General features: G+C 76.2%; 9 protein-coding genes. All 9 read left to right on the forward strand.

The window, feature by feature from the left end:
- The first annotated feature begins 6 nt into the window (after positions 1 to 6).
- The 9 genes from ACZDYF_RS00725 (at position 7) to ACZDYF_RS00765 (ending at position 22,421) form a co-directional block, all read left to right on the forward strand.
- The gene (locus ACZDYF_RS00725; RefSeq protein ID WP_475051763.1) at positions 7 to 1,290 is read left to right on the forward strand and encodes an isochorismate synthase; all 1,284 of its coding nucleotides are present in this window, start codon (positions 7 to 9) and stop codon (positions 1,288 to 1,290) included.
- A complete protein-coding gene (locus ACZDYF_RS00730; protein ID WP_475051765.1) occupies positions 1,287 to 3,020 on the forward strand; it encodes a (2,3-dihydroxybenzoyl)adenylate synthase in 1,734 nt (577 codons plus the stop codon). The genes ACZDYF_RS00725 and ACZDYF_RS00730 overlap by 4 nt, the downstream gene beginning before the upstream one ends.
- The gene (locus tag ACZDYF_RS00735; RefSeq protein WP_475051769.1) at positions 3,017 to 4,363 is read left to right on the forward strand and encodes a lysine N(6)-hydroxylase/L-ornithine N(5)-oxygenase family protein; all 1,347 of its coding nucleotides are present in this window, start codon (positions 3,017 to 3,019) and stop codon (positions 4,361 to 4,363) included. The genes ACZDYF_RS00730 and ACZDYF_RS00735 overlap by 4 nt, the downstream gene beginning before the upstream one ends.
- Complete coding sequence (locus ACZDYF_RS00740) at positions 4,360 to 5,193, forward strand: ABC transporter ATP-binding protein (protein ID WP_475051772.1); 834 nt, start codon at positions 4,360 to 4,362, stop codon at positions 5,191 to 5,193. Before ACZDYF_RS00735 ends, ACZDYF_RS00740 begins: the two co-directional genes overlap by 4 nt.
- On the forward strand, positions 5,190 to 5,444 hold the full coding sequence (locus ACZDYF_RS00745; RefSeq protein ID WP_475051775.1) for a phosphopantetheine-binding protein: 255 nt from the start codon (positions 5,190 to 5,192) through the stop codon (positions 5,442 to 5,444). The genes ACZDYF_RS00740 and ACZDYF_RS00745 overlap by 4 nt, the downstream gene beginning before the upstream one ends.
- A 102-nt stretch (positions 5,445 to 5,546) precedes the next feature.
- Entirely contained in the window at positions 5,547 to 6,575 is a 1,029-nt protein-coding gene (locus tag ACZDYF_RS00750) for an ABC transporter substrate-binding protein (RefSeq protein ID WP_475051777.1), read from the forward strand.
- Entirely contained in the window at positions 6,575 to 9,997 is a 3,423-nt protein-coding gene (locus tag ACZDYF_RS00755; RefSeq protein ID WP_475051779.1) for an amino acid adenylation domain-containing protein, read from the forward strand. The genes ACZDYF_RS00750 and ACZDYF_RS00755 overlap by 1 nt, the downstream gene beginning before the upstream one ends.
- Complete coding sequence (locus ACZDYF_RS00760; protein ID WP_475051781.1) at positions 9,994 to 18,348, forward strand: condensation domain-containing protein; 8,355 nt, start codon at positions 9,994 to 9,996, stop codon at positions 18,346 to 18,348. Before ACZDYF_RS00755 ends, ACZDYF_RS00760 begins: the two co-directional genes overlap by 4 nt.
- Positions 18,345 to 22,421 (forward strand): non-ribosomal peptide synthetase, encoded by a 4,077-nt coding sequence (locus ACZDYF_RS00765; protein ID WP_475051786.1) that lies wholly within the window; start codon positions 18,345 to 18,347, stop codon positions 22,419 to 22,421. The genes ACZDYF_RS00760 and ACZDYF_RS00765 overlap by 4 nt, the downstream gene beginning before the upstream one ends.

Here is a 22,421-nt window from a genome sequence, read left to right on the forward strand (position 1 = left end):
CGCCTCATGACCGGCTTCACCGTGCTCGACGACCCGGCAGGTCCCGCGGTCGCGCTCGACCCGGCGCACGCGCGCCGCCACCACGTCTCGACCGCCTCGACCCGCAGCACCCTGCCCGACGACGGCGGTCCCCTCGGGCACGCCGAGTTCCGGCTCGCGTCGCCCGACGTGGGCCTCGTCGCGCACGGTGTGCGCGACCGTCTCGACGTGCGGTCGTGGGACGGCCCGACCGTCGCGGCCGCGGCACGGGACCTCCTCGCGCGGGCGGCCTCGGCCCGCTGGGCCGGAGAGCCCGCACCTGTCCTCGTGGGCACCATCCCGTTCGACTCCTCGCGTCCCGCGCACCTCGTCGTCCCGGCGCACCAGTCGTGGCAGTCACGGCAGCCCGCCGGGGGTGGACGAAGCGCCCACGGCACCGAGGGCGAGCACGGCACCCCCGCGACCCGACCCGTGCCCGCGCTGCTCGGACGCGACGACGCGGTCTTCCGTGCCGCCGTCGGGCGGGCGGTGGCCCAGCTCGAGGACGGCGTCGCCGAGAAGGTCGTCCTGGCGCGCACCCTCGACGTGTCCGCGCAGGGGCCGCTCGACCGTGGCGCGGTGCGGGCGGCGATGCGGCGCGCGAACCCGGACGCGTACGTGTTCGACGTCGAGCTGCCGGGCGACCAGGGGCACCTGGTCGGGGCGAGCCCCGAGCTCCTGGTCTCGGTACGCGACGGCGTGCTGCACAGCCACCCGCTCGCGGGGTCGGCGCCGCGCTCTGCCGACCCCGCGGAGGACCGTGCGACGGCCCAGCGGCTCCTGACCTCGGAGAAGGACCTGCGCGAGCACGCGTTCGTGACCGACGCGATCCGCGACGTGCTGCGCGGGTTCGTCGCCCACGAGGACGACCTGGACGTGCCGGCGACCCCGGAGCTCGTCGCGACGTCGCACCTGTGGCACCTCGGCACGCCCGTCAGCGCTCGCCTGAAGCCGGGGGTCTCGGTGCTCGACGTCGTCTACGCGCTGCACCCCACGCCCGCGGTCTGCGGGCACCCGCAGGCCGCGGCGCGCGAGCTCATCGGCTCGCTCGAACCGTTCGACCGCGGCTTCTACACGGGCCTCGTCGGCTGGGCGGACCAGGCCGGGAACGGCGAGTGGGCGATCGTGCTGCGTTGCGGTCTGGTGCGCGGCGCGGACGTGCGGCTGTTCGCGGGGGCGGGCGTCGTCGTCGGGTCCACGCCCGAGGGCGAGCACGCCGAGACCGCCGTGAAGTTCTCGACGCTGCTGTCCGCGCTGGGGAGCGTGTCGTGACGGCCGCCCCACGGGTGCGTCCCGTGCCCCACCTGCTCGACGGCGTCGTGCCCGTCCCCGCCGAGGCCGCGGACCGTTACCGCGCGGCCGGGTTCTGGACCGACCAGACGCTCGGCTCGCTCGTGCGCGACGCCGCGGCCGCACGGCCCGACGCGACCGCGCTCGTCGACGCGGCCCGCAGCCTGACCTACGCGGACCTGGACCGCGCGGCCGACGACCTCGCGCACGGCTTCGCGGCCCTCGGGCTGCGCAGGGGAGACCGTGTCGTCGTGCAGCTCCCGAGCGCGAGCGAGCTGGTCGAGGTGCTGGTCGCGCTCGGCCGGTCGGGCGTCGTGCCGGTCCTCGCGCTGCCCGCGCACCGGCGCACCGAGGTCGAGTACTTCGCGGCGCACACGGGCGCCGTCGCGCTCGTGACGGGCGGCGTCGAGGCAGGCTTCGACCACGCGGCCCTCGCGCGCGAGGCCGCCGGGGCCGTGACCTCGGTGCGGCACGTCGTGGTCGCGGGGGGCGCTCCGGCAGGTCCCGACGGGCGGCCGGACCCGTCCGTCACGTTCTCCGCGCACGCGCTCGACGACCTGCGCCGATCGGACCTGACCACGGTCCGTGGGCCCTTCGAGGACGCCGCGCACCCGTCCGACGTCGTGCTCCTGCAGCTCTCGGGTGGGACCACCGGCACGCCCAAGCTCATCCCGCGCACCCACGCCGACTACCTGTACTCGGTGCGCGAGAGCGCACGGATCTGCGGCCTGGGCCCGGGCTCGGTGTACCTCGCGACGCTGCCGGTCGCGCACAACTACGCCCTGACGTCTCCCGGCGTGCTCGGGGTCCTGCACGCGGGCGGGACCGTGGTCCTCTCCCCGCACGGCGCCCCGGACACGGCGTTCGCGCTCGTCGAGCGGCACCGCGTCACGCACGTGGCCCTCGTGCCGCCGCTCGCACACGTCTGGGCCGCCTCGCCGCTCGTCGCCACGCACGACCTCTCCTCGCTCCAGGTCCTCCAGGTCGGGGGAGCCAAGCTCGGGACGAGTGCCGCCGAACGGATGCTCGCGGTCTTCGGGGACACGCTCCAGCAGGTCTTCGGCATGGCCGAGGGGCTCGTCTGCTACACCCGGGCGGGCGATGCGCGTGAGGTCGTCGTCAGGACCCAGGGGCGCCCGATCTCGCCCGCCGACGAGGTCCGGGTCGTGGACGACCACGACGAGCCGGTCGCCGACGGGCAGCCGGGGCACCTGCTGACCCGCGGTCCCTACACGATCCGCGGCTACTACCGGGCGCCCGAGCACGACGCCCGCTCGTTCACGGCCGACGGCTTCTACCGCACGGGCGACCTCGTGACGCGCGACGCCGACGGCTACCTCACGGTCGTCGGGCGCGCCAAGGAGCAGATCAACCGCGGGGGAGAGAAGGTCGCCCCCGCCGAGGTCGAGAACCACCTGCGCGCGCACCCCGACGTGCTCGACGTGAGCGTCGTCGGCGAGCCCGACGAGTACCTGGGCGAGCGTGCGGTCGCGCGCGTCGTGGTACGCCCCGGGGCGCTCGCGCCGACCGGCCCCGTGCTGCGCAGGTTCCTGCGCGAGTGCGGCATCGCCGCCTACAAGATCCCCGACCGGTTCGAGTCCGTCGAGGCGCTCGCCACCACCGCGGTCGGCAAGGTCGACCGTGCCCACCCGGCCCCCGCTCCCGCGGCCGCCGGCACCGAACCCCGCACCCAGCCGTGGAGCCCGCGATGAGCAACCCGTCCCGCACGCAGCACCCCCGCCGCCCCGGGCACGACGTCGACGTCGACCTCCTGGGGCTCGGCTTCGGGCCGTCCAACATGGCGCTCGCGATCGCGATCGAGGAGCACAACGCGAGCGTCCGTGCACCGCTGCGCGCGGTCTTCCACGAGCGCCAGGCCACGTCGCGCTGGCACCACGGGATGCTCTTCGAGGACGCCCACATGCAGGTCGCGTTCGCCAAGGACCTCGTGACGCTGCGCAACCCCACGAGCGACTACTCGTTCCTCGCGTTCCTGCACGAGCAGGGCCGCCTCGTCGACTTCCTCAACCGGGGCAGCTTCGCGCCGTTGCGCGTCGAGTTCGCGGCGTACCTGCGCTGGGCAGCGGCCCGCCTGGCGGGGTTCACGCGCTACGGCTCGTCGGTCGAGTCCGTGACGCCCGTGCGCGACGGCGGGCGGGTCGTCGCGTTCGACGTCACGGTCGCGGGCGAGCACGGCCAGAGCAGGACCAGGGCCCGCGACGTCGTCGTGGCCGCGGGCCTGCAGCCCCGTCTCCCGGCGGGCGTCGTCGAGTCCGGTCGGGTCTGGCACAACCAGCGCTACCTCGACCGCATCGCGCTCGTCGACCACGACGTGCGGCGCGCCGTGGTCGTGGGCGCGGGGCAGAGCGCGGCCGAGATCATGCTCGACCTCTACGACCGGTTCCCCGGCGCCGAGGTCCGCTCGGTGGCGCGCCGCTACGGCTTCTCGCCCTCGGACTCGACACCCTACGCCAACTCGGTGTTCGACCCGGGCACGGTCGACGTCTTCTACGACGCCCCGCCCGCCGGGCGCGCGCAGCTCATGGCGCACCACCGCAACACCAACTACTCGGTCGTCGCCGAGGACACCATCCGCGCGCTGCACGAGCACGAGTACCGCGACCGGTGGCTCGGCCGGGAGCGCCTGCACTGGCACCGGTGCGCCGAGGTGCTCGACGTGCGGGACGCATCGGACGGCCCGGTGGCCCTGACGCTCGCCGAGAACCTCACGGGGACGACGACCGTCCTCGACGCGGACCTGGTCGTGCTCGCCACGGGCTACCGCCCCCTGGACCCGGCGACCCTGCTCGGCGGCACGACCGACCTGCTCGGTCGCGACGCCGACGGGGCCCTGGACCTGCACCGCGACCACCGTGCACGGCTCACCGAGCCCGCTGACGCCGGGCTCTACCTCGTGGGGCAGTCCGAGCACTCGCACGGTCTCAGCTCGACCCTGCTGTCCACGCTGGGCGTCCGCGCCGGAGAGGTGCTCGCGTCGGTCCTGGCCCGCCGGGCTGCGCCCGCCGTCCGTCCCGACGCGGTGGGCGTCCGATGAGCCTCACGACGAGGGACCTGCGCGTCGGCTACGGCAAGCGAGACGTGCTCCAGGGCGTCGACCTCGAGATCCTCCAGGGCGAGCTCACGGTCGTCGTCGGGCCCAACGGCTGCGGCAAGTCGACCCTGCTGCTGTCCCTCGCCCGCATCCTGCGCCCCACGGCCGGGACCGTCGAGCTCGATGGGCAGGTCGTGACGTCGATGCCCCCGCGCGAGGTCGCCAGGCGGCTCGCTTTCCTGCCGCAGTCGCCGATCGGCCCCGACGGCATCCGGGTGCGCGACCTCGTGGCCCGCGGCCGCCACCCGCACCAGGGCTTCCTGCGCGCGCTGTCCGCCGAGGACCACCGGGTGATCGACGAGGTGCTCCTCGCGACCGACACGCTCGACCTGTCGACCCGGCGCGTGAGCGAGCTGTCGGGCGGGCAGCGTCAGCGCGTGTGGATCGCCATGGCCCTCGCCCAGGAGACCTCGCTGCTGCTGCTCGACGAGCCCACGACGTTCCTCGACATCGCGCACCAGATCGACGTCCTCGACACGTGCGCGCGCCTGCACGACGAGGGCCGCACGGTCGTCGCGGTCCTGCACGACCTCAACCTCGCCGTCCGGTACGCGACCCAGCTCGTCCTCATGAAGGACGGCGCGGTCGTGGCCCAGGGACGCCCCGCGGAGGTCCTGGACGCCGACGTCGTCCGGCACGTGTTCGGGATCCGCGCCCACGTCATGACCGACCCCGAGGGCTGGCCGCTCGTGGTCCCCGTCCGCTCCGACGTCCTGGCCAGGCGTCCGCCCGCGCGCACCGGCGCGCTCCGCGCCACCGGAGGAACCGCATGACGCACCCGACCCCGACACCCGTCACGCGCGAGCAGGCGCTCGCGGACGTCGTCGACGTCCTGGGCGCGGGCGGCTCGGCCGCCCACGAGATCGGGCTCGACGACGACCTGACCGACCACGGGCTGGACTCGGTGCGGCTCATGGCCCTGCTCGAGCGCTGGCGCGCCGCGGGGCGGTCCGTCGAGTTCGCCCAGGTCGCGGTCGAGCCCACGCTGCGCGGCTGCCTGCGCGCGCTGGGCGTCGCCGCCTGAGGCGGGCCGCCCGCCCTGCCTCCGCACCACGCCCGCACCACGTCCGCACCACGGACGAACACCGCACGACCCCGCCAGACCCATCCCAAGGAGAACCCCAGCATGTCCTGCACCCGAACCCTCACCGCCGCGCGTGGTACCCGGACCTCCCGCGCCACCGCCTGGCTGCTCGTCCCGGCCCTCGCCGCGGTCCTCGCCGTGGGCGGGTGCGCGGGCGGCACGTCGGTGGCCGACGAGCCGCCCGGGTCCTCGGCCGAGGCCGGCACCCGCACGGTCGAGACCGCGTTCGGGAAGGTCGACGTCCCCGCGGACCCGCAGCGCGTCGTCGCGCTCGAGGGCGGCACGGGGCCGCTCCTCGAGGCGGGCATCGTGCCCGTCGCGACCGCGGACGGCGACTACGCCGACTCGTACCTGCCCGAGGAGTTCGAGCAGGTCGCGGACCTGCCGATCGTCATGGGCGCGGACGGCTGGGACTACGAGAAGATCGCTTCGCTGAGACCCGACCTCATCGTCGGGTTCGTGCGCGGCGGCAAGGAGGAAGAGCTCAGCGCCGAGAAGAAGGCCGACTTCGACAAGCTCTCCCAGATCGCCCCCACGGTCCTCATCCGTGCGACGGGCTCGGCGACCGTCAAGGACGCGTCGGTCGAGATCGCGTCGGCGCTCGGCGCCGGTACGGAGGCCGAGGCGACCAAGGCCGAGTACGAGGCCCGCGTCGCGGAGATCAAGGAGACCTACGGCGACGTCATCGCCGCCAACACGTTCGCGGGGCTCGACTCGTTCGAGGAGATCACGGTCTACTCGCAGATCTCGTGGATCGGCGGCATCCTCACCGACATCGGTGCGCCGCTGCCGGAGGTCGTGGCCGAGGAGAAGACCGAGAACGGAGCGTTCCTGTCCTACGAGCAGCTCGGCCAGGTCGCGGACGCGACCGTCGTGCTGACCGAGCAGACGGTCGACGGCCAGCCCGGACCCGGCGCCGAGGAGCTCGCGGCCGCCTCGACCTACCAGTCGCTGCCGGCAGTGACCGCAGGGCACGCGTACGGCATCCGCTACTTCTTCGCGGACCGCTACAGCCTGGCGCTCGACGTCCTCGACCAGCTCGAGGTCGTGCTCGAGGACCTCCAGGGCTGATGACGACGTCCTCCGCCCCCGACCTCGCGCCCCTCGACGTGGCCCCCGCCGTGCTCGCCGTGCCCGCAGGCCTTCCGCTCACGACCGCGCAGCTCGGCGTGATCGGCGCGCAGCTCGTGCGTCCCGACACGTCCGCGTTCGCGGTGGGTGAGGTCGTCGAGATCACGGGCGAGCTCGACACGGGGGTGCTGGCCCTCGCGGTCGAGCTGGTGGTCGGGGAGACGGAGGCGTTGCGGACGGCGTTCGTGGTGTCCGACGACGTCGCGCAGGTCGTCCACCCGGTCGGCGGACCCGCGCTCACGAGCGCGCGCGCGGACGCCGCGACGGGGGGCCTGCGGGTCCTGGACCTGTCGGGGGTGCCCGACGCCCGGGAGCGCGCGGCCGCGCTCGTCGAGGCCGACCGCGCGCTGCCCTTCGCGCTCGACGTGCCGGCCCTGGCCCGCCAGGCGGTCGTGCGCCTCGACGCCACGACCGTGTGGTGGTCCCTCGTGGTGCACCACGCGATCCTCGACGCGTACGGGATCACGCTCGTCGTGCGCCGCGTCGCGGAGGTCTTCACCGCGCTCACGTCGGGGCGTGAGGTGGGCCCGAGCCCGTTCGGGAAGGTCGCGGACGTCGTGGCCGAGGAGGCCCGGTACGCGGCGTCCCCCGAGCGGGAGCGGGACAGGGAGCACTGGGCCTCCCGGGTGGCTGACCTCGACGGCGGGCCGGGCAGCTTCAGCGAGGGGCCCGTGGGCACGGTCGGTCCGGACCCCGTCCCGGGCGACGCCGTGGTCCGCGTCGCGCACGACGCGGGCTGCGCCGTCGGGCCGCTCGAGGAGGTCGCCGCGCGCTCCGGTGCCGGCTGGCCCGACGTCGTCGCGGCCACCTTCGCGGTGCACCTCGCCCTCGTCGCGGGGCGCCGCCGCGTGGCCGTCGCGATGCCCGCGATGAACCGCATGCGGTCGGTCGCGGCGGTCGTGCCGACCATGCGCGTCAACGTCCTGCCGGTCGTGGTCGACGTCGCGCCCGGGCAGCGCGTCGACGAGCTCGTGACGCAGGTGCGCGACCGCGTGGGCGGGCTGCGCCGCCACGGGCGCTACCCCGCCGAGCAGATCGCGCGCGACGCGGGCTCGGCCGTGACCGCGGCCGAGCTCAACGTCAAGCTCTTCGACCACGACCTGCGCTTCGGTGCCGCCGTCGGCCGCCTGCGCAACGTGGCCGAGGGACCGGTCGACGACCTCGCGGTCTCGGTCGTGCGCGTCCCCGGGCCGGACGGCGACGAGCTGCGCCTGGCGGGCACCGCGCCCGCCCGGCTCTTCACCGCGCCCGACGTCGCCGCGCGCCTGCGCGAGCTGGCCCATCTCCTGGAGAGCGTGGGGCGGGCCGCGCCCGGCGCGCGCGTGGGGACCCTCGGCCTCGCGCCCGCGGCGGACGAGGACGCGATCGTGACCGGCTCGACCGGCCCGGCACTGCCCGGGGACCCGCCGTCGACCGCCGGCGCGCTGTTCGACCAGGCCGTGGCCGCTCGCGGCGACGCCGTGGCGCTCGTCGCGCGCGAGACCTCGACGTTCAGCGCGCTCGACGAGGCCGTCGCGCACCTCGCCGGACGCCTGGTCGCCGCCGGCGCCCGCTCCGACACGCTCGTCGCGATCGACCTGCCGCGCGGCACCGACTACGTCGTGACGCTGCTCGCGCTGCACCGCTGCGGGGCCGCCGCACTGCTGCTCGACGACCGGAACCCGCCCGCGCGACGCCTCGCCCTCGCCGACCGGCACGAGGCGCGGATCGTCGTCGCCGACGTCACGGCCGCCGCCCCGTCCCTCCACGGCGGCGACGGCTCCCTGTGGACGGGGCGCGTCGTCGTCGGGCCGCGCGGGGACGCGTCCGCCCACGGGGCCGCGCCGCTGTGGCACGCGCTCGACGTGCCCCGTGACGCGCTCGCCTACGTCCTGCACACCTCCGGCTCCACGGGCGAGCCCAAGGCTGTCGGGATCAGTCACGGCGCGCTCGCGCAGTTCCTCGCCCACCACCAGGAGCACATCGTGCCGCGTGCGGGACGTCGCCCGGCCCCGGCGCAGCGCGTCGCGCAGACCATGCCGCTCGTGTTCGACGGCTCGTGGGACACCCTGCTCACGCTGCTGCTGGGGCACGAGCTGCACCTGCTCGACGTCGAGCAGTACCGCGACCCCGGGACCCTCGTGGACCTCGTGGTCGAGCGCGGCATCCACCGCATCGACCTCACGCCCACCGTCATGTCGGCCGTCGTCGAGGCCGGCCTGTTCGAGCGCGACCACGTGCTGCGGACCGTGTCCGTGGGCGGCGAGGCCTGCCCGCCCGCGCTGTGGACCACGCTGCGTGCGCAGCCGGGTCTCGACGTCCTCAACCTCTACGGACCCACCGAGTACACGGTCGACGCCGTGGGCGCGACGGGTGACGACGCGGACCGGCCCGTGATCGGGCGCCCGCTCAGCGCCACGGCCGCCCTGGTGCTCGACCAGCACCTGCGCCCCGTGCCCGACGGCGTGGTCGGCGAGCTCTACCTCGCCGGCCCCCAGCTCGCGCGCGGCTACCTGCGCCGCCCCGACCTCACGGCCGAACGGTTCGTCGCGAACCCCTTCGGGACGCCCGGGACGCGCATGTACCGGACGGGCGACCTCGCGCGCCGCGACGACGACGGCCTGCTGCACTACGTCGGCCGACGCGACCACCAGGTCAAGATCCGTGGGTTCCGCGTCGAGCCCGGCGAGACCGAGGCCGCGCTGCTCGCGCTGCCCGGCGTCGCTCAGGCGACCGTGCAGGCGCGCAGGTCCCCGCTCGGGGCGCGCCTGGTCGCGTACGTCGTGGCCCCTGGGCTGGCAGGGGACGCGCTGCGCGCGGCGCTCGCGGACGCGCTGCCCGAGCACCTGGTGCCGTCGGTGGTCGTGGTGCTCGACGCGCTGCCGCTGACGACCAACGGCAAGCTCGACGTCGCGGCCCTCCCCGAGCCCGCGACTCTCCCGCCGAGGGCGACGGACCCGCCCGCCGACGGTGACGGGAGCCCCCGCCGAGGGCGACCGGACCTCCCGCCGAGGGCGACCGACGTGTCCCTCGCGTTCGCCTCGGCCCTCGACAGCGGCCCCGTCCCGCCCGACGCCGACTTCTTCGCGCTCGGCGGCGACAGCATCCGCGCGATCCACGTCGTGGCACGCCTGCGCGACCAGGGGTGGCGGTCGAGCGTGCAGGACGTGTTCGAGCAGCGCACCGTCGCGGGCGTCGCGGCCCGGCTGCGGCCCCTCGAACCGGTCGCGCTGCCCGCCGCCCAGCCCGCACGGACGGCGCACGCCGCGAGCACCACCCCCTCGGACGCGGCAGCCCCGCTCCTCGACCTCGCACCCGGCGACCTCGACCGCCTCGGCGCACTCCTCGGCGACCGCCGACGCACACGGAAGGCACGACCATGAGCTCGACCGAGGCCATCGAGGCCGTCTGGCCCCTCACCGCGCTGCAGCGTGCGCTGACCGCGCACGCGGGGCTCACCGACGGGACGGACCCGTACGTGGGTCAGACCCTCGTCGAGCTGCGGGGCCCGCTCGACGGCCCCGCCCTCGAACGCAGCCTCGACGCGCTCCTCGTGGCCCACCCGAACCTGCGCGCGGGCTTCGCGGTCGACGACGACCTGGACCCGGTCCAGTTCGTCCCCAGCCAGGCCACGGCCGAGGTCGTCTGGTACGACGCGGACGTCCCGGGCTCCGCCGGGGCCGGCGCGGCGGGCGGTGCCGATGCGGCTCGCGGAGCCGACCGGGCCTTGCAGGACGCGACCCGTGCCGCGGCCGCGTCCGAGCGGTCGCTCCCGTTCGACCCGGCCGTCCCGCCGCTCGTGCGGTTCGGGGTCGTGGTGCTGGGGGCCGAGCACCACGTGCTGGTCGTCACGAGCCACCACCTGGTGCTCGACGGCTGGTCCATGCCGTTGCTCGTGCGCGAGGTCGCGCAGCTCTACGGGGCCGAGCTCTCCGCCGAGGGCGACGCCCTCGCCCCCGCCCGAGGCCGGTTCGTCGACCACCTCGTGTGGTTGGGACGGCAGGACGCCGAGGCAGCACGTGCCCACTGGCGCGATGCCCTCGCCGACGTGGAACCCTCCGGGTGGCCCGTGGCCGCCGCGTGGACGACGACGGACCGAACCCCCGTGCACGCGTCCACGACCCACCGGACCCTCGACCCGACCACCGTCGAGGCCGTCCGCGCGGGGGCCCGCGCCCAGGGCGTCACCTCGGCCACGCTCGTGCGCACCGCCTGGGGCCTGACCGTCGCGGCCCACGCCGGGTCGACCTGCGCGACCTTCGCCGTCCCGGTCGCCCTGCGCAGCCCCGAGGTCGCGCACGCCGACGAGATCGTCGGGATGCTCACCGAGTCGGTCGTGGCCCGGGTCGACGCCGACGCCGCCGCGACCCTCGGTGAGGTCGTCGCCGACCACTCGCGCCGGTGGAACGCCTCGTGGGAGCACCAGCACGTCGGGCTGCGCGGCATCCAGGCGGCGGCCGGGACCGAGACGCCCGTCGCGACGACGCTCGTGTCGTTCGAGCAGGCGCCCGGCGCAGGTGTGGTCGCGCCGACGGTCGTCGGCCTCGACCCCGTGCACCTGCGCGTGCTCGCGACCCACGACGCGACCCACTTCCCCCTCGCGCTCGCGGTCGACGCCGGAGCCGACACGTGGGACCTCGCGCTCGACGCGCACACGGCCGCCTTCACGACGTCGGCCGCCGACGCTCTCCTCGCGACGTTCGAGCGGATCCTGCTCGCGACCGCCACGAACCCGGGGGCACGGGTCGCGAGCCTCGACCTCGTCCCGCGGCGTGCCGACGCCGCGGGCACGGCGGGGACGGCCCCCGCGTCGACCCGCCGCCCCGCCCTCGTGACCGAGGTCCTCGCCGGCTCGATCGCCCGTCACCCGGACGCGGGCGCGCTCGTCGTCGGGGACCGACGGTGGACGTTCGCCGAGCTCGACCTGGCGGTCACGCGCGCCGAGCGTCGGCTCACGGCGTGCGGGGCCCGGTCGGGCGACGCGCTCGCGATCGACCTGCCGCGCGACGAACGGATCGTGCACGTGATCCTCGCGGCCCTGCGCCGCGGCCTGGCCGTGACCCCCTTGCCGCACGGGGCCCCCGAGCGCCGCGCGCACGTCCTGCGGATCAGCGGCGCACGGCTCCTGTGGGACGAGGCCGGGCCGCGCCCCCTCGACTCCGCGCACGTTCCCGTGCCCGCCCGCAGCGCGGCAGACGCAGCCGGGGCGAGCGCCGCCGTCGGGCCCGAGCTGCCGCCCGCCCCCGACGACGCCACCCTGCGCGCGTGCGTCGGCAGCATCATCTTCACGTCGGGCTCGACGGGCGAGCCCAAGGGGGTGGCCGTGGGGCAGGACGCGCTCGCGCACCTGCTCGAGCGGCACCGCACCGAGCTCTACCCGCCGGGCGAGCGCCTGCGCGTCGCGCACACCGCGGCGTTCTCGTTCGACGCGCACTACGACGCGTTCCTCGCGCTCGCCGCGGGGCACGAGCTGCACGTGCTCGACGAGGACGTGTTCCTCGACCCGGTCGCGCTGCGCGACTACGCGACCGAGCACGGGATCGACTACCTCGACTTCACGCCGACGGTCTGGGGTGCGCTGCTCGCGGGCGCCGAGTGGGCGCGCCTGCCGAGGATCTGCGTCGCGGGCGGCGAGGCGTTCGGACCGGCGCTGTGGACGCGGATGCGCGCGCTCGCGGCGCCCACGGGCGCGCGCGTCGTCAACCTGTACGGGCCGACCGAGGCGACCGTCGACGCCCTCGCGGCGGACGTCGCGGACACGGTCGAGCCGGTCGTCGGGCGGCCCGTGGGACGCACGCAGGCCGTGGTGCTCGACGCCGCGCTGCGCGAGGTCCCCGCAGGCACCGTGGGCGAGCTGTATCTCGCGGGGCCGCAGCTCGCCGAGGCGTACCTGGGGTGCGCCGGGCTGACCGCGAGCCGCTTCGTCGCCCGTCCCGGCGGGGTCCCGGGGGAGCGCATGTACCGCACGGGCGACCTCGCGCGCCGCGCCGAGGACGGCACCCTGAGCCTGCTGGGGCGCAACGACGACCAGATCTCGCTGCACGGGTTCCGGATCGAGCCGGGCGAGGTCGAGCAGGCCCTCGTCGCGCTCGAGGGTGTGGCGGAGGCCGCGGTCGTGCTCGCCGAGCACCCGCGCTGGGGTGCTCGGCTGGTGGCGTACGTGACGGGAGCCGGGCTGGACCCGGACGTTCTGCGGGCCGCGGCGGCCGAGCGTCTCGCGCGGCACCTCGTGCCGACCGCGTTCGTCGTGCTCGACGCCCTTCCGCTGACGCGTCACGGCAAGCTGGACCGCCGTGCGCTGCCCGCGCCCGACTGGCACGGGTCTCGGACGTCCGGTGGTGGGACCGGCGGCCCCGAGCCCGCCGGGCGCCCCGCCGCCGAGCCGACGCCCCTGGAGGCCCAGGTCCGCGCGGCCGCCGCGCGCGTCCTGGGCGGGGACGGTGTGGGCCTCGACGAGAGCTTCTTCGCCGCGGGCGGCGACAGCATCGACGCGCTCCAGCTCGTCGCCGCGCTGCGCCGCGAGCGGCTCGTCCTCTCGCCCGCGGACCTGTTCGCGGCGCGCACGCCGCGCGAGATGGCCCGGCGCGTCCGGCCCGACGACGCCGCGAGCGCGGGAGGGTCCGTCGCCTCGGGCGCCGGTGCGGGTGGCGCCGCCGACGTGCTCGTGGCACTGACCCGCGTGCAGTCCGCCGCGTTCGACGAGCACGTGCGCGCGGGGGTACCGGGCGCGACGCGCGTCGTCGACGTGCTGCCCCTGACCCCGACCCAGCTCGGCATGGTCGCCGAACGCGCGCGCGACGCGGCCGACGCCTACCGCACCACGACCCGGTTCACCGTGACCGGGCTCGGCGACGACGGGACCGCGCGGGTCGCGGACGCCGTGCAGGCGCTCGTGCGCCGCCACCCGAACCTGCGCGGCGGGGTGCTCCAGCTCGACCTGCCCGCGCCGGTGTTCTTCGTGCCCGACGTCGTCGTGGTGCCGGTCTCCGCGCGCGACGCGCGGGGGCTCGACCGTGCGGCGCTGGCCGCCCTGCTCGACCAGGTGGACCTCACCGAGCGTTCGCGGCTGGGCGGCCTGTCCTCGGCACCGCTCGTGTCGGGCACGGTCGTGCGGACGGGCGAGGACGAGCACGTGCTCGTCCTCGCGATGCACCACCTGCTGACCGACGGCTGGTCGGTGCCGCTCCTGGCGGCGGATCTGCGGAGGGCTCTCACGTCGGACGCGGCGTCGGACGGGACGGCGGCCGCCCGGGCGGGCCGTGCGGAGACGAGCGAGCCGACCTTCCGTGACTACCTGTCGTGGCTGCGCGACGCGGAGTGCACCCGTGCCGATGTCGAGGCCCTGTGGCGGGCGGAGCTCGACGGGTTCGAGGAGCCGTCGCTGCTGGGTGTGCTGCCCGCCCCCGCACCGACGGCGACGGTCTCGTCCGCCGACGGTGACGCTCGCGTCGTCACGACGCTCCCCACGGGAGGCGAAGGACTCCGGGAGGCTGCTCGTCGCGCCGAGGTCACGCCCGCGACCGTCGTCCAGACGGCATGGGGCCTCGTCGTCGCAGCACTGACGGGGCGGTCCGAGGCCGTCGTGGGCTCGACGGTCGCCGGACGCCCGACCGCCCTGGACGGAGCGGACCGCATCATCGGCATGTTCGTGAGCTCGTCGCCCGTCCGTGTCCCGGCGGGGACGCACCTCACCGCCGACGCGCTGCTCCAGGACGTCCAGGCGCGTCAGGCCCGGCTGCTCGACGCCCATCACGTGGGCCTGCCGTCGATCGCGCGGATCGCCGGTCATGCGCTGTTCGACTCCCTCGTGGTCGTCGAGAGCTACCCGCGCGAGCCCGCTGCGGTCACCGTCGGCGGGCAAGGGCGTCACCCTCGGCCCGTCGACCGCCCCGTCGACCGGCCCGTCGACGTCGTCCCCACCGGTGGTCACGACGCGACGCACTACCCCGTGACCGTCACGGTCCTGCCCTCCGCGGACGGTGGTCTCGCGATCGAGATCGAGGAGCGTCCCGGCACGCTCGACCCGGCCGTGAGCGCCGTCCTTCCGGCGGCGCTCACCGCAGCGGTCGAGCACCTGGCGCGCGGCGGCACCCTCCCGAGCGCCCACGCCCTCGTCGGCGAGGTGCGGGTCCCGCGACCGGGCCCCGCCGAGGCCCGCGCCGGGTCGCGTCCCGCGCCCCGGGCCGAGCCCCGCACCGACGCCCAGGGGGACGCGAGCGCGCGGGTGAGCACCGCCGTCGGGCCGGGCGACCCCCTGACGGACGAGCGCACCGAGCGTGTCCGTGCCGAGATCGCCCGCGTCCTGGGCCTCGACGTCGGACCGGCGACCGACTTCTTCGCCGCGGGCGGCGACAGCATCAGCGCGATGCAGCTCGTCGGGGCGCTGCGCGGTCGGGGGCTGGTCGTGACGGTCGGGGCGGTCTTCGCGGGCCGCGACGCGGCGGGGATCGCAGGCGCGGCGACCGAGGTCGCACCCGCTCCCGCGCGACCGACGGCCCGCACCGCAGCGGTCACCGTGTCGGGCGACCTGCCTCTCACCCCCGCGCTCGCGTGGCTCCTGGAGACCGGGGGCGATCACGGCGGGTTCGTCCAGGTGCGTGTCCTGCGGACTCCTCCAGACCTCACCGAGGGCGTGCTGCGGGCGGCGCTCGCGGCCCTGGTCGAGGCCCACGGCGCACTGCGACTCGTGGTGCACGACGGCGCCGCGCACGTCCTCGACGCGGCCGCGCCTACCGTCGTGGCCGGGACGGGCGACGTGCTGCGCGTGACCGACGACGGGCTCGACGAGGCGCTGCGCGCCGCAGCGGCCGAGATCGACCCGGCGACGGGCCGCGTGCTCCGCGCGGTCTGGGACCGGGGGGCGCGCGAGCTCGCGCTCGTGGCGCACCACGTCGCGGTCGACGCGGTGTCGTGGCGCATCCTCGTGGACGACCTGCGGACGCTCGCGGCGGGCGGCGTCCTTCCTCCCTCGTCGGCGAGCCTGCGCGCCGCGGCGACGGCCATGCACCACGAGGCCGCGGACCGTGCGGGCGAGCTGCCCGCGTGGGTCGACGTGCACTCGGGCGAGGCCGTCTCGCTGACGGCTCGACCGCTCGACCGGGCGCGCGACACGGTGTCCAGCGCTCGTGAGGTCGTCGTGCGTCTCGGTGCGGACGACACCCGGCTCCTGCTCGGCCTGGCCCCCGAGCACCGTACGGACCACGTGCTGCTCGCGGCGCTGTCGCTCGCGGCGGCGGACGTGTCGGCTGTCGACGCGGCAGCCGCCGACGCGGCGGCGGGTTCGGCGCGAGGCGGCCTGGACCTCGTGGTCGAGACCGAGGGGCACGGGCGACGCCTCGACGGCGAGGGCCCGGACCTGTCGCGCACGCTCGGCTGGTTCACGACGACCTGGCCGCTGCGCCTGCACGCCGCGCCGGGCGTCACGCCGACCGCGCACCTGCGGGCCACGGCCCGTCAGGCCGCGGCGATCCCGGGAGACGGGCGGGCGTACGGCCTGCTGCGGCACCTGGCGCCGGGCACGTCCGCGGCGTTGCGCGACGCGGCGGCGGCCTGCCCGCCGCAGGTCCTCGTGAACTACCTGGGGCGTGAGACGGAGAGCGCCGACGACTGGGGCGGTGCGGCCGACGCCGCGCACGTCGAGTCCGCGCTCGACCTGCACGCCGACCTGCCGCTGTCGCACCCGGTCGAGCTCAACGCGTACGTGGCCGACGGCGCTGACGGGCCCGAGCTCGTGGCGCGCTGGCTCCTGGCCCCCGCGGTGTCCGGGCGCGGTGCGGCGTCACCGCCGGCGGGCACGCCGGTCACCGTCGGCGAGGGCGCAGGCCCGGTGGGCGAGGTGCTGGTCGAGGCGTGGCTCGGTCGGCTGCGCGGGCTCGTCCGCGGGGCCGCCACCGAGGCCGACCCCGCAGAGGGCGCGGCGACGACGCTCCCGACGGGGGCTCCCTGGCCGCTCACGCCCGTGCAGCGCGGCATGGTCCTGCACGCCCTCGAAGCACCGGTCGACCGGTACACGAGCGCGATCGACGTGGGCCTCGACGGCCCGCTCGACGTCGCCGCGCTGCGCGTCGCCGCGGCCGACGTCCTCGCGGCCCACCCGCAGCTCCGCCTCGCGGTCGCGGTCCGCGGCCCGCAGGACGTGGGCCTGGTCGTCACGGACGTCACCGAGGTCCCGCTGCGCGAGGTCACGCTGCCCGACGACGTCGCTCACCCCGACGCCGTGCGCCGCGCGCTCGACGAGATCGTGGCCGACGAGCTCGACCGGCCCTTCGACCTCGCGCGCCCGCCGCTGCTGCGGCTCGTCGTGGTCCGGGTCGGCTCCCACGAGGGCGCCCGGCACCGGCTCGTCGTGACCAACCACCACGTGCTGCTCGACGGCTGGTCGGTGCCGTTCCTCGTCGACCTCCTGCTGGGGGCGTACGTTCGGCGCGTCGGTGCACCCACGGGAGCGACGCCGTCGGGCAGCGGACCGACGACGCACCCGACCGGGCTCGTCCCGCCCACGCCGAGCACCGCCTGGCAGCTCTCGCGGCGCCTCGCGCGGCGCGACGCCGGCGCGGTCGCGGTGTGGCGAGACGCCCTCGCCGGGGCACGGCCCGTCCGGGTGGCCGAGCCCGAGGACACGGGCGAGCGGCCGGCCGTGCTGCACGCGGCCCCCGAGGGCCTGGGCGCGCGGCTCGTCGCCGCCGCACGCGCCGCGCAGGTCACGACGGCCGACGTCGTGACCTCGGCCTGGGGGCTCGTGCTCGCGGCCCTCACGGGGGAGCGCGACGTCCTCACGGGGACGACCGTCGCCGGGCGGCCCGCGGAGATCGAGGGCGCGCACGACGTGCTCGGGATGTTCGTCAACACGGTGCCCGTGCGGATCGCGGTCGGGGGGCCGGAGGACAGCACGACCGGGACCCTCGCGGACCTGGTCCGCTCGGTCCACGAGCGGCAGGCGCGCCTGCGGGACGTCGACCACGTCGCGCTCGCGGACGTGCAGCGCGCGCTCGCGGTCGGCGAGCTGTTCGACACGCTGCTCGTGGTCGAGAACTACCCGCGCGACGCCGACGCCCAGCCGGGCGCCGGGGTCGGGCTGCGGATCACCGACGTCCAGGGCGACGACCGCACGCAGTACCCGCTCGCGCTGACCGTCGACGCGTCCGAGGGGCTGGCCGTGCAGCTCGACCACCTGGCGTCGGTGCCCGCCGAGCGGGCGGGCGCGGCGCTCGCGGCCGTCGTCGAGGTGCTCGGGCTGCTGGCCGACGCCCCGTCGACGCCGGTCGAGGACGTGCTGGCCGGGCTCGCGGAGCGGTACCCGGCGTTGCGCGAGCGCGCGTCGGCGGGGCCGCTCGGGGCCGAGGGCTCCACGGTGGACGCGCCGGAGGGCGCGCCCGTCGCCCCACCGGTCCTCGTCGTGCGCGAGATCTTCGCCGAGGCCCTGGGCGTGCGGCGGGTGGCCGACGACGACAACTTCTTCGCGCTGGGCGGCGACTCGATCGTCGCGATGAAGGTCACGACGATGCTCCGCGCGCGGGGCTGGACGGTCGACCCGCGGTCGGTGTTCGCGGCGCCGACCCCGGCCGCGCTCGCGCTGCGGGCCCGCCCCGCCGCCGTCCCCACCGCCGACGTGTCAGCACCAGCGAGCCCTCGGGACCTCGCTGGTCCTGACGGCTCCCCGCACGTCTCCCCGCTCCTCGCGCTGTCCGCGGGCGAGCTCGGCGACCTCGACGACCTGATGAGGAACCTGACATGACCACGACCGACGAGCGCACGGCCCCCGCTCCCACGATCGCCGAGGTGCTGCCCCTGGCCCCGCTCCAGGAGGGCCTGCTCTTCCACGCCGTCTCGGAGGACACGGGCCTCGACGTCTACACCATGCAGTCGACCTACCGGTTCCCGGGCGGTGTCGACGAGCACGCGATGCGGCGTGCGTGCGAGTCGCTGCTGCGGCGCCACGCGGTCCTGCGAGCGGGCTTCGCGCACGAGCGCTTCGCGCGCCCGGTGCAGTTCGTGCCGACCGCGGTCACGGTCCCGTGGCGTGTCCAGGACCTCTCCGACCTCGGGGGCGCCGCGCGCGCCGACGCCCTCGACCGGCTCCAGTACGACGAGCGCCAGCGCCGCTTCACGATGGACCGCCCGCCGCTCGTCCGCTTCGTGCTCGTGCGGCTCGGTGAGCAGGGGGCCGCGCTCGTCGTGACGAACCATCACATCCTGCTCGACGGCTGGTCCGACGCGCTGCTCGTGACCGAGCTCCTGCGGCACTACGCCGCGGGCGGTGAGGACACGAGCCTGCCGCCCGCCCCGCAGTTCCGCGACTACCTCGCGTGGGTCGCGGCGCAGGACGACGACGCGGCGGCGGGCGCGTGGGACGTCTCGCTGTCGGGCCTCGCGGAGGGGACGCTCGTCGCGCCGCCGGACCCGCGCCGTCGGGCGTCGATGCCCGACGTCGTCGAGCGGGACCTCGACCCGACCCTCTCCCTCGCCGTGCTCGCCCTCGCGCGCACGTGCGCGGTGTCGGTCAGCACGGTCTACTCGGCCGCGTGGGCGCTCGCGCTGCGATCGGTCACGGGGCGCGACGACATCGTGTTCGGCAGCACCGTCTCGGGTCGCCCGCCTGCGCTCGCGGGGGTCGAGGACATGGTCGGGCTGTTCCTCAACACCGTGCCCGTGCGCCTCGCGACGCGCCCCGGCGAGCCGTTCCGCGACCTGGTGCGCCGCTTCCAGTCCGAGCAGGCCGAGCTCATGGACCACCACCACGTGAGCCTGGGCGAGCTCCAGCGCCGGGCGGGCGTCGGGACGCTGTTCGACACGCTCTACGTCATGCGCAACACGCCCGAGGACGACGCCGAGCTCGACCGCCTCAGCGCGTCCGTGGGCCTCGAGGACGTCGAGGGCGGCGACGCCACGCACTACCCGCTGACGTTCGTGGTGCACCCCGGGCAGCCGTACCGGCTGATCCTGTCGCACCGCGCCGACGTCGTGGACGCCACCCGGGCGAGCGCCCTGCTCGACCAGGTCGAGGCGGTCCTGCGCCGCGCGGTGGGGGAGCCGGGCTCACCGGTCGCCCGGGTCGCCGCGGTGCCCGACGACGTCGCGCCCCTCCTCCTGTCACGCGGCGTCCGAGCGGCGCAGGACGTGGGCGACGACTCGCTCCTCGACCTGCTCGACCGGGCCGTCGCGGCCCACCCGCTGCGCACCGCGCTGGTCCACGGCACCGACTCGGTGACGTTCGCCGCTCTGGGGTCGCGCGTCGACACGCTCGCGCGCGCCCTGGTCGCGGCCGGTACCGGGCCGGAGGACGTCGGGGCGCTCGCGGTGCCGCGCGGGATCGACTTCGTCGTCGCCCTGTTCGCGACGCTGCGGGCCGGGGCGGCGTACGTGCCGCTCGACGCCGCGCACCCGGCCGAGAGGTTGTGCGCGATCGTCGAGGCGGCCGGTGCCCGCGCCGTGGTGCTGGACGAGTCGTTCGGTGGGCTCGTGGGGCCGGCGCTCGCGGGCCGCGCGGTCGTGCCGACGGTGACGCACACGTCCCCCCAGGGTGACGCGACCCCGGCCCGCGGTGACGACCCGTGGCCCGCCTACCGCCACGACCGCCTCGCGTACGTCATGTACACGTCCGGCTCGACGGGAGCGCCCAAGGGGGTGGCGATCGAGCACGGCGGGCTGGTCAACATGCTGCGCAACCACCGGGCGGAGATCTTCGAGCCGCTCGTCGCCTCCCGCCCGGCCGCGCTCCGCGAAGAGCCGGTCCGGGTCGCGCACACGGTCTCGTTCGCGTTCGACATGTCGTGGGAGGAGCTGCTGTGGCTCGTCGACGGCCACGAGGTGCACCTGCTCGACGAGGCCGTGCGACGCGACCCGCACGCCATGGCGACGTACTGCGCGGCGGAACGGATCGACGTCGTCAACGTGACGCCCTCGGTGTGCTCGGCGCTCCTCGCGGAGGGGCTGCTCGACGAGGGCCGGTACCGCCCGAGCCTCGTGCTGCTGGGCGGCGAGGCGGTGGGCGCGGAGGTGTGGGACGCGATCGTCGCCACCCCGGGGACGCGCGGCTACAACCTGTACGGCCCCACCGAGTACACGATCAACACGCTCGGCGGCGGCACCGACGAGAGCCGGCGCCCGACCGTCGGGCGTCCCATCGCCAACACGTCGGTGTACGTCCTGGACTCGGGGCTCGCGCCCGTGCCGGACGGCACGCCGGGCGAGCTGTACGTGAGCGGGATCGGGCTGGCCCGCGGGTACCACGGGGAGCCCGGTCTGAGCGCCGAGCGGTTCGTCGCGGACCCCTTCGGTACGCCGGGCGCGCGCATGTACCGCACGGGCGACGTGGTGCGCCGCAGGCCCGACGGGCAGCTCGACTTCCTGGGCCGCAGCGACGGCCAGGTCAAGATCCGCGGCTACCGCGTCGAGCCGGGGGAGTCGCAGGCCGTGCTGGCACGCGACCCGCGCGTCGCGCAGTGCGCGGTGGTCGCGCGCCGGGGCGCCGGGGGCGGGCACGTCCTCGTGGGCTACGTGGTGCTCGCCGCCGGTGCCGAGACCTCCGCCGGTGACACGATCCTGGCGGACATCCTGCGGACCGTGCGCCGAACGGTCCCCGACCACCTGGTCCCCTCGGCCCTCGTCCCGATCGACGAGCTGCCGCTGACGCCGCACGCCAAGCTCGACGTCCGGCGCCTGCCCGCTCCCGACCTCACGCGCGAGGGCGGGCGCGAGCCCCGGACCGACCTCGAGCGCGAGCTGTGCGCGATCTTCGCCGAGGTCCTGGGTGTGACGACCTTCGGCGCCGACGACGACTTCTACGCCGCGGGGGGCCACTCGCTCCTGGCGATGCGTGCGGTCTCGATGGTCCGCACGCGGCTGGGGCGCCCGCTCGGCGTCGGCGTCCTCGTCACCGCCCCGACGGTCGAGGCGATCGTCGCGCACTGGGACGCCCCGGAGACCGACCCGTTCGCCGGCACGCTCACGCTGCGCGCCCCCTCGCCCGGCAGCGAGGCGGCCCCGCTCTTCTGCCTCGCCCCGGCGGGCGGCCTCGGGTGGTCCTTCGCCTCGCTCGTCCCGCACGTCCCGGCCGGGACGGCGGTGCACGCGCTCCAGTCGCCGCGTCTCGCGGGACCCGACGGCGCCCCCTCCTCGCTCGTCGACCTCGCCGAGCAGACGGTCCGGGCGGTGCGCGAGGTGGCGCCGCGCGGGCCGTACCACCTGCTCGGCTACTCGTTCGGTGCCCACCTGGCTCACCTCGTGGCGACCCGCCTGCAGGAGGCCGGGGACGTGGTCGCGAGCCTGACGATGCTCGACGCCGAGGCCGTCGTGCTGGGGGTGGGCGGCGCCGTCGGGCCGGACGGGGACCCTCGGCAGGGGAGTTCGCCGCCGTCGGCGGGGGACGCCGAGGTCGACGCCCTGCGGTCGCTGCTCGCCGCGGGCGGCGCCGACCCCGACCTGCTCTCCGCGCCCACGCGAGACGACGTCCTCGACGTCCTGGCCGACGCGCCCGGCGCGTGGGGTGACCTGGACGAGGACGGGCTCGCCGCCGTCGTCGACACGTACCTGTACTCGTGCGACCTCATGGTCGAGGCCCGCTACACACCGTTCCGCGGAGACCTGCTGCTGTTCACGGCACAGGAGGGGGCCGACCGCCACGACCTCACGGCCCAGCGCGACGCCTGGGCCCCGCACGTGACCGGCACCGTGACCCAGCACGCGGTCCTCGCAGGCCACCACGACATGGTGTCGCCCGCGGCGATCGGCCAGCTCGGCCCGGTCCTCGCCCGCCACCTCACCCAGGCCCCTGCGGCCACCCGACCCAGCACCGACGAGAGGCACTGA

The sequence above is a fragment of the Oerskovia sp. PE-21s genome (genome assembly GCF_056158145.1).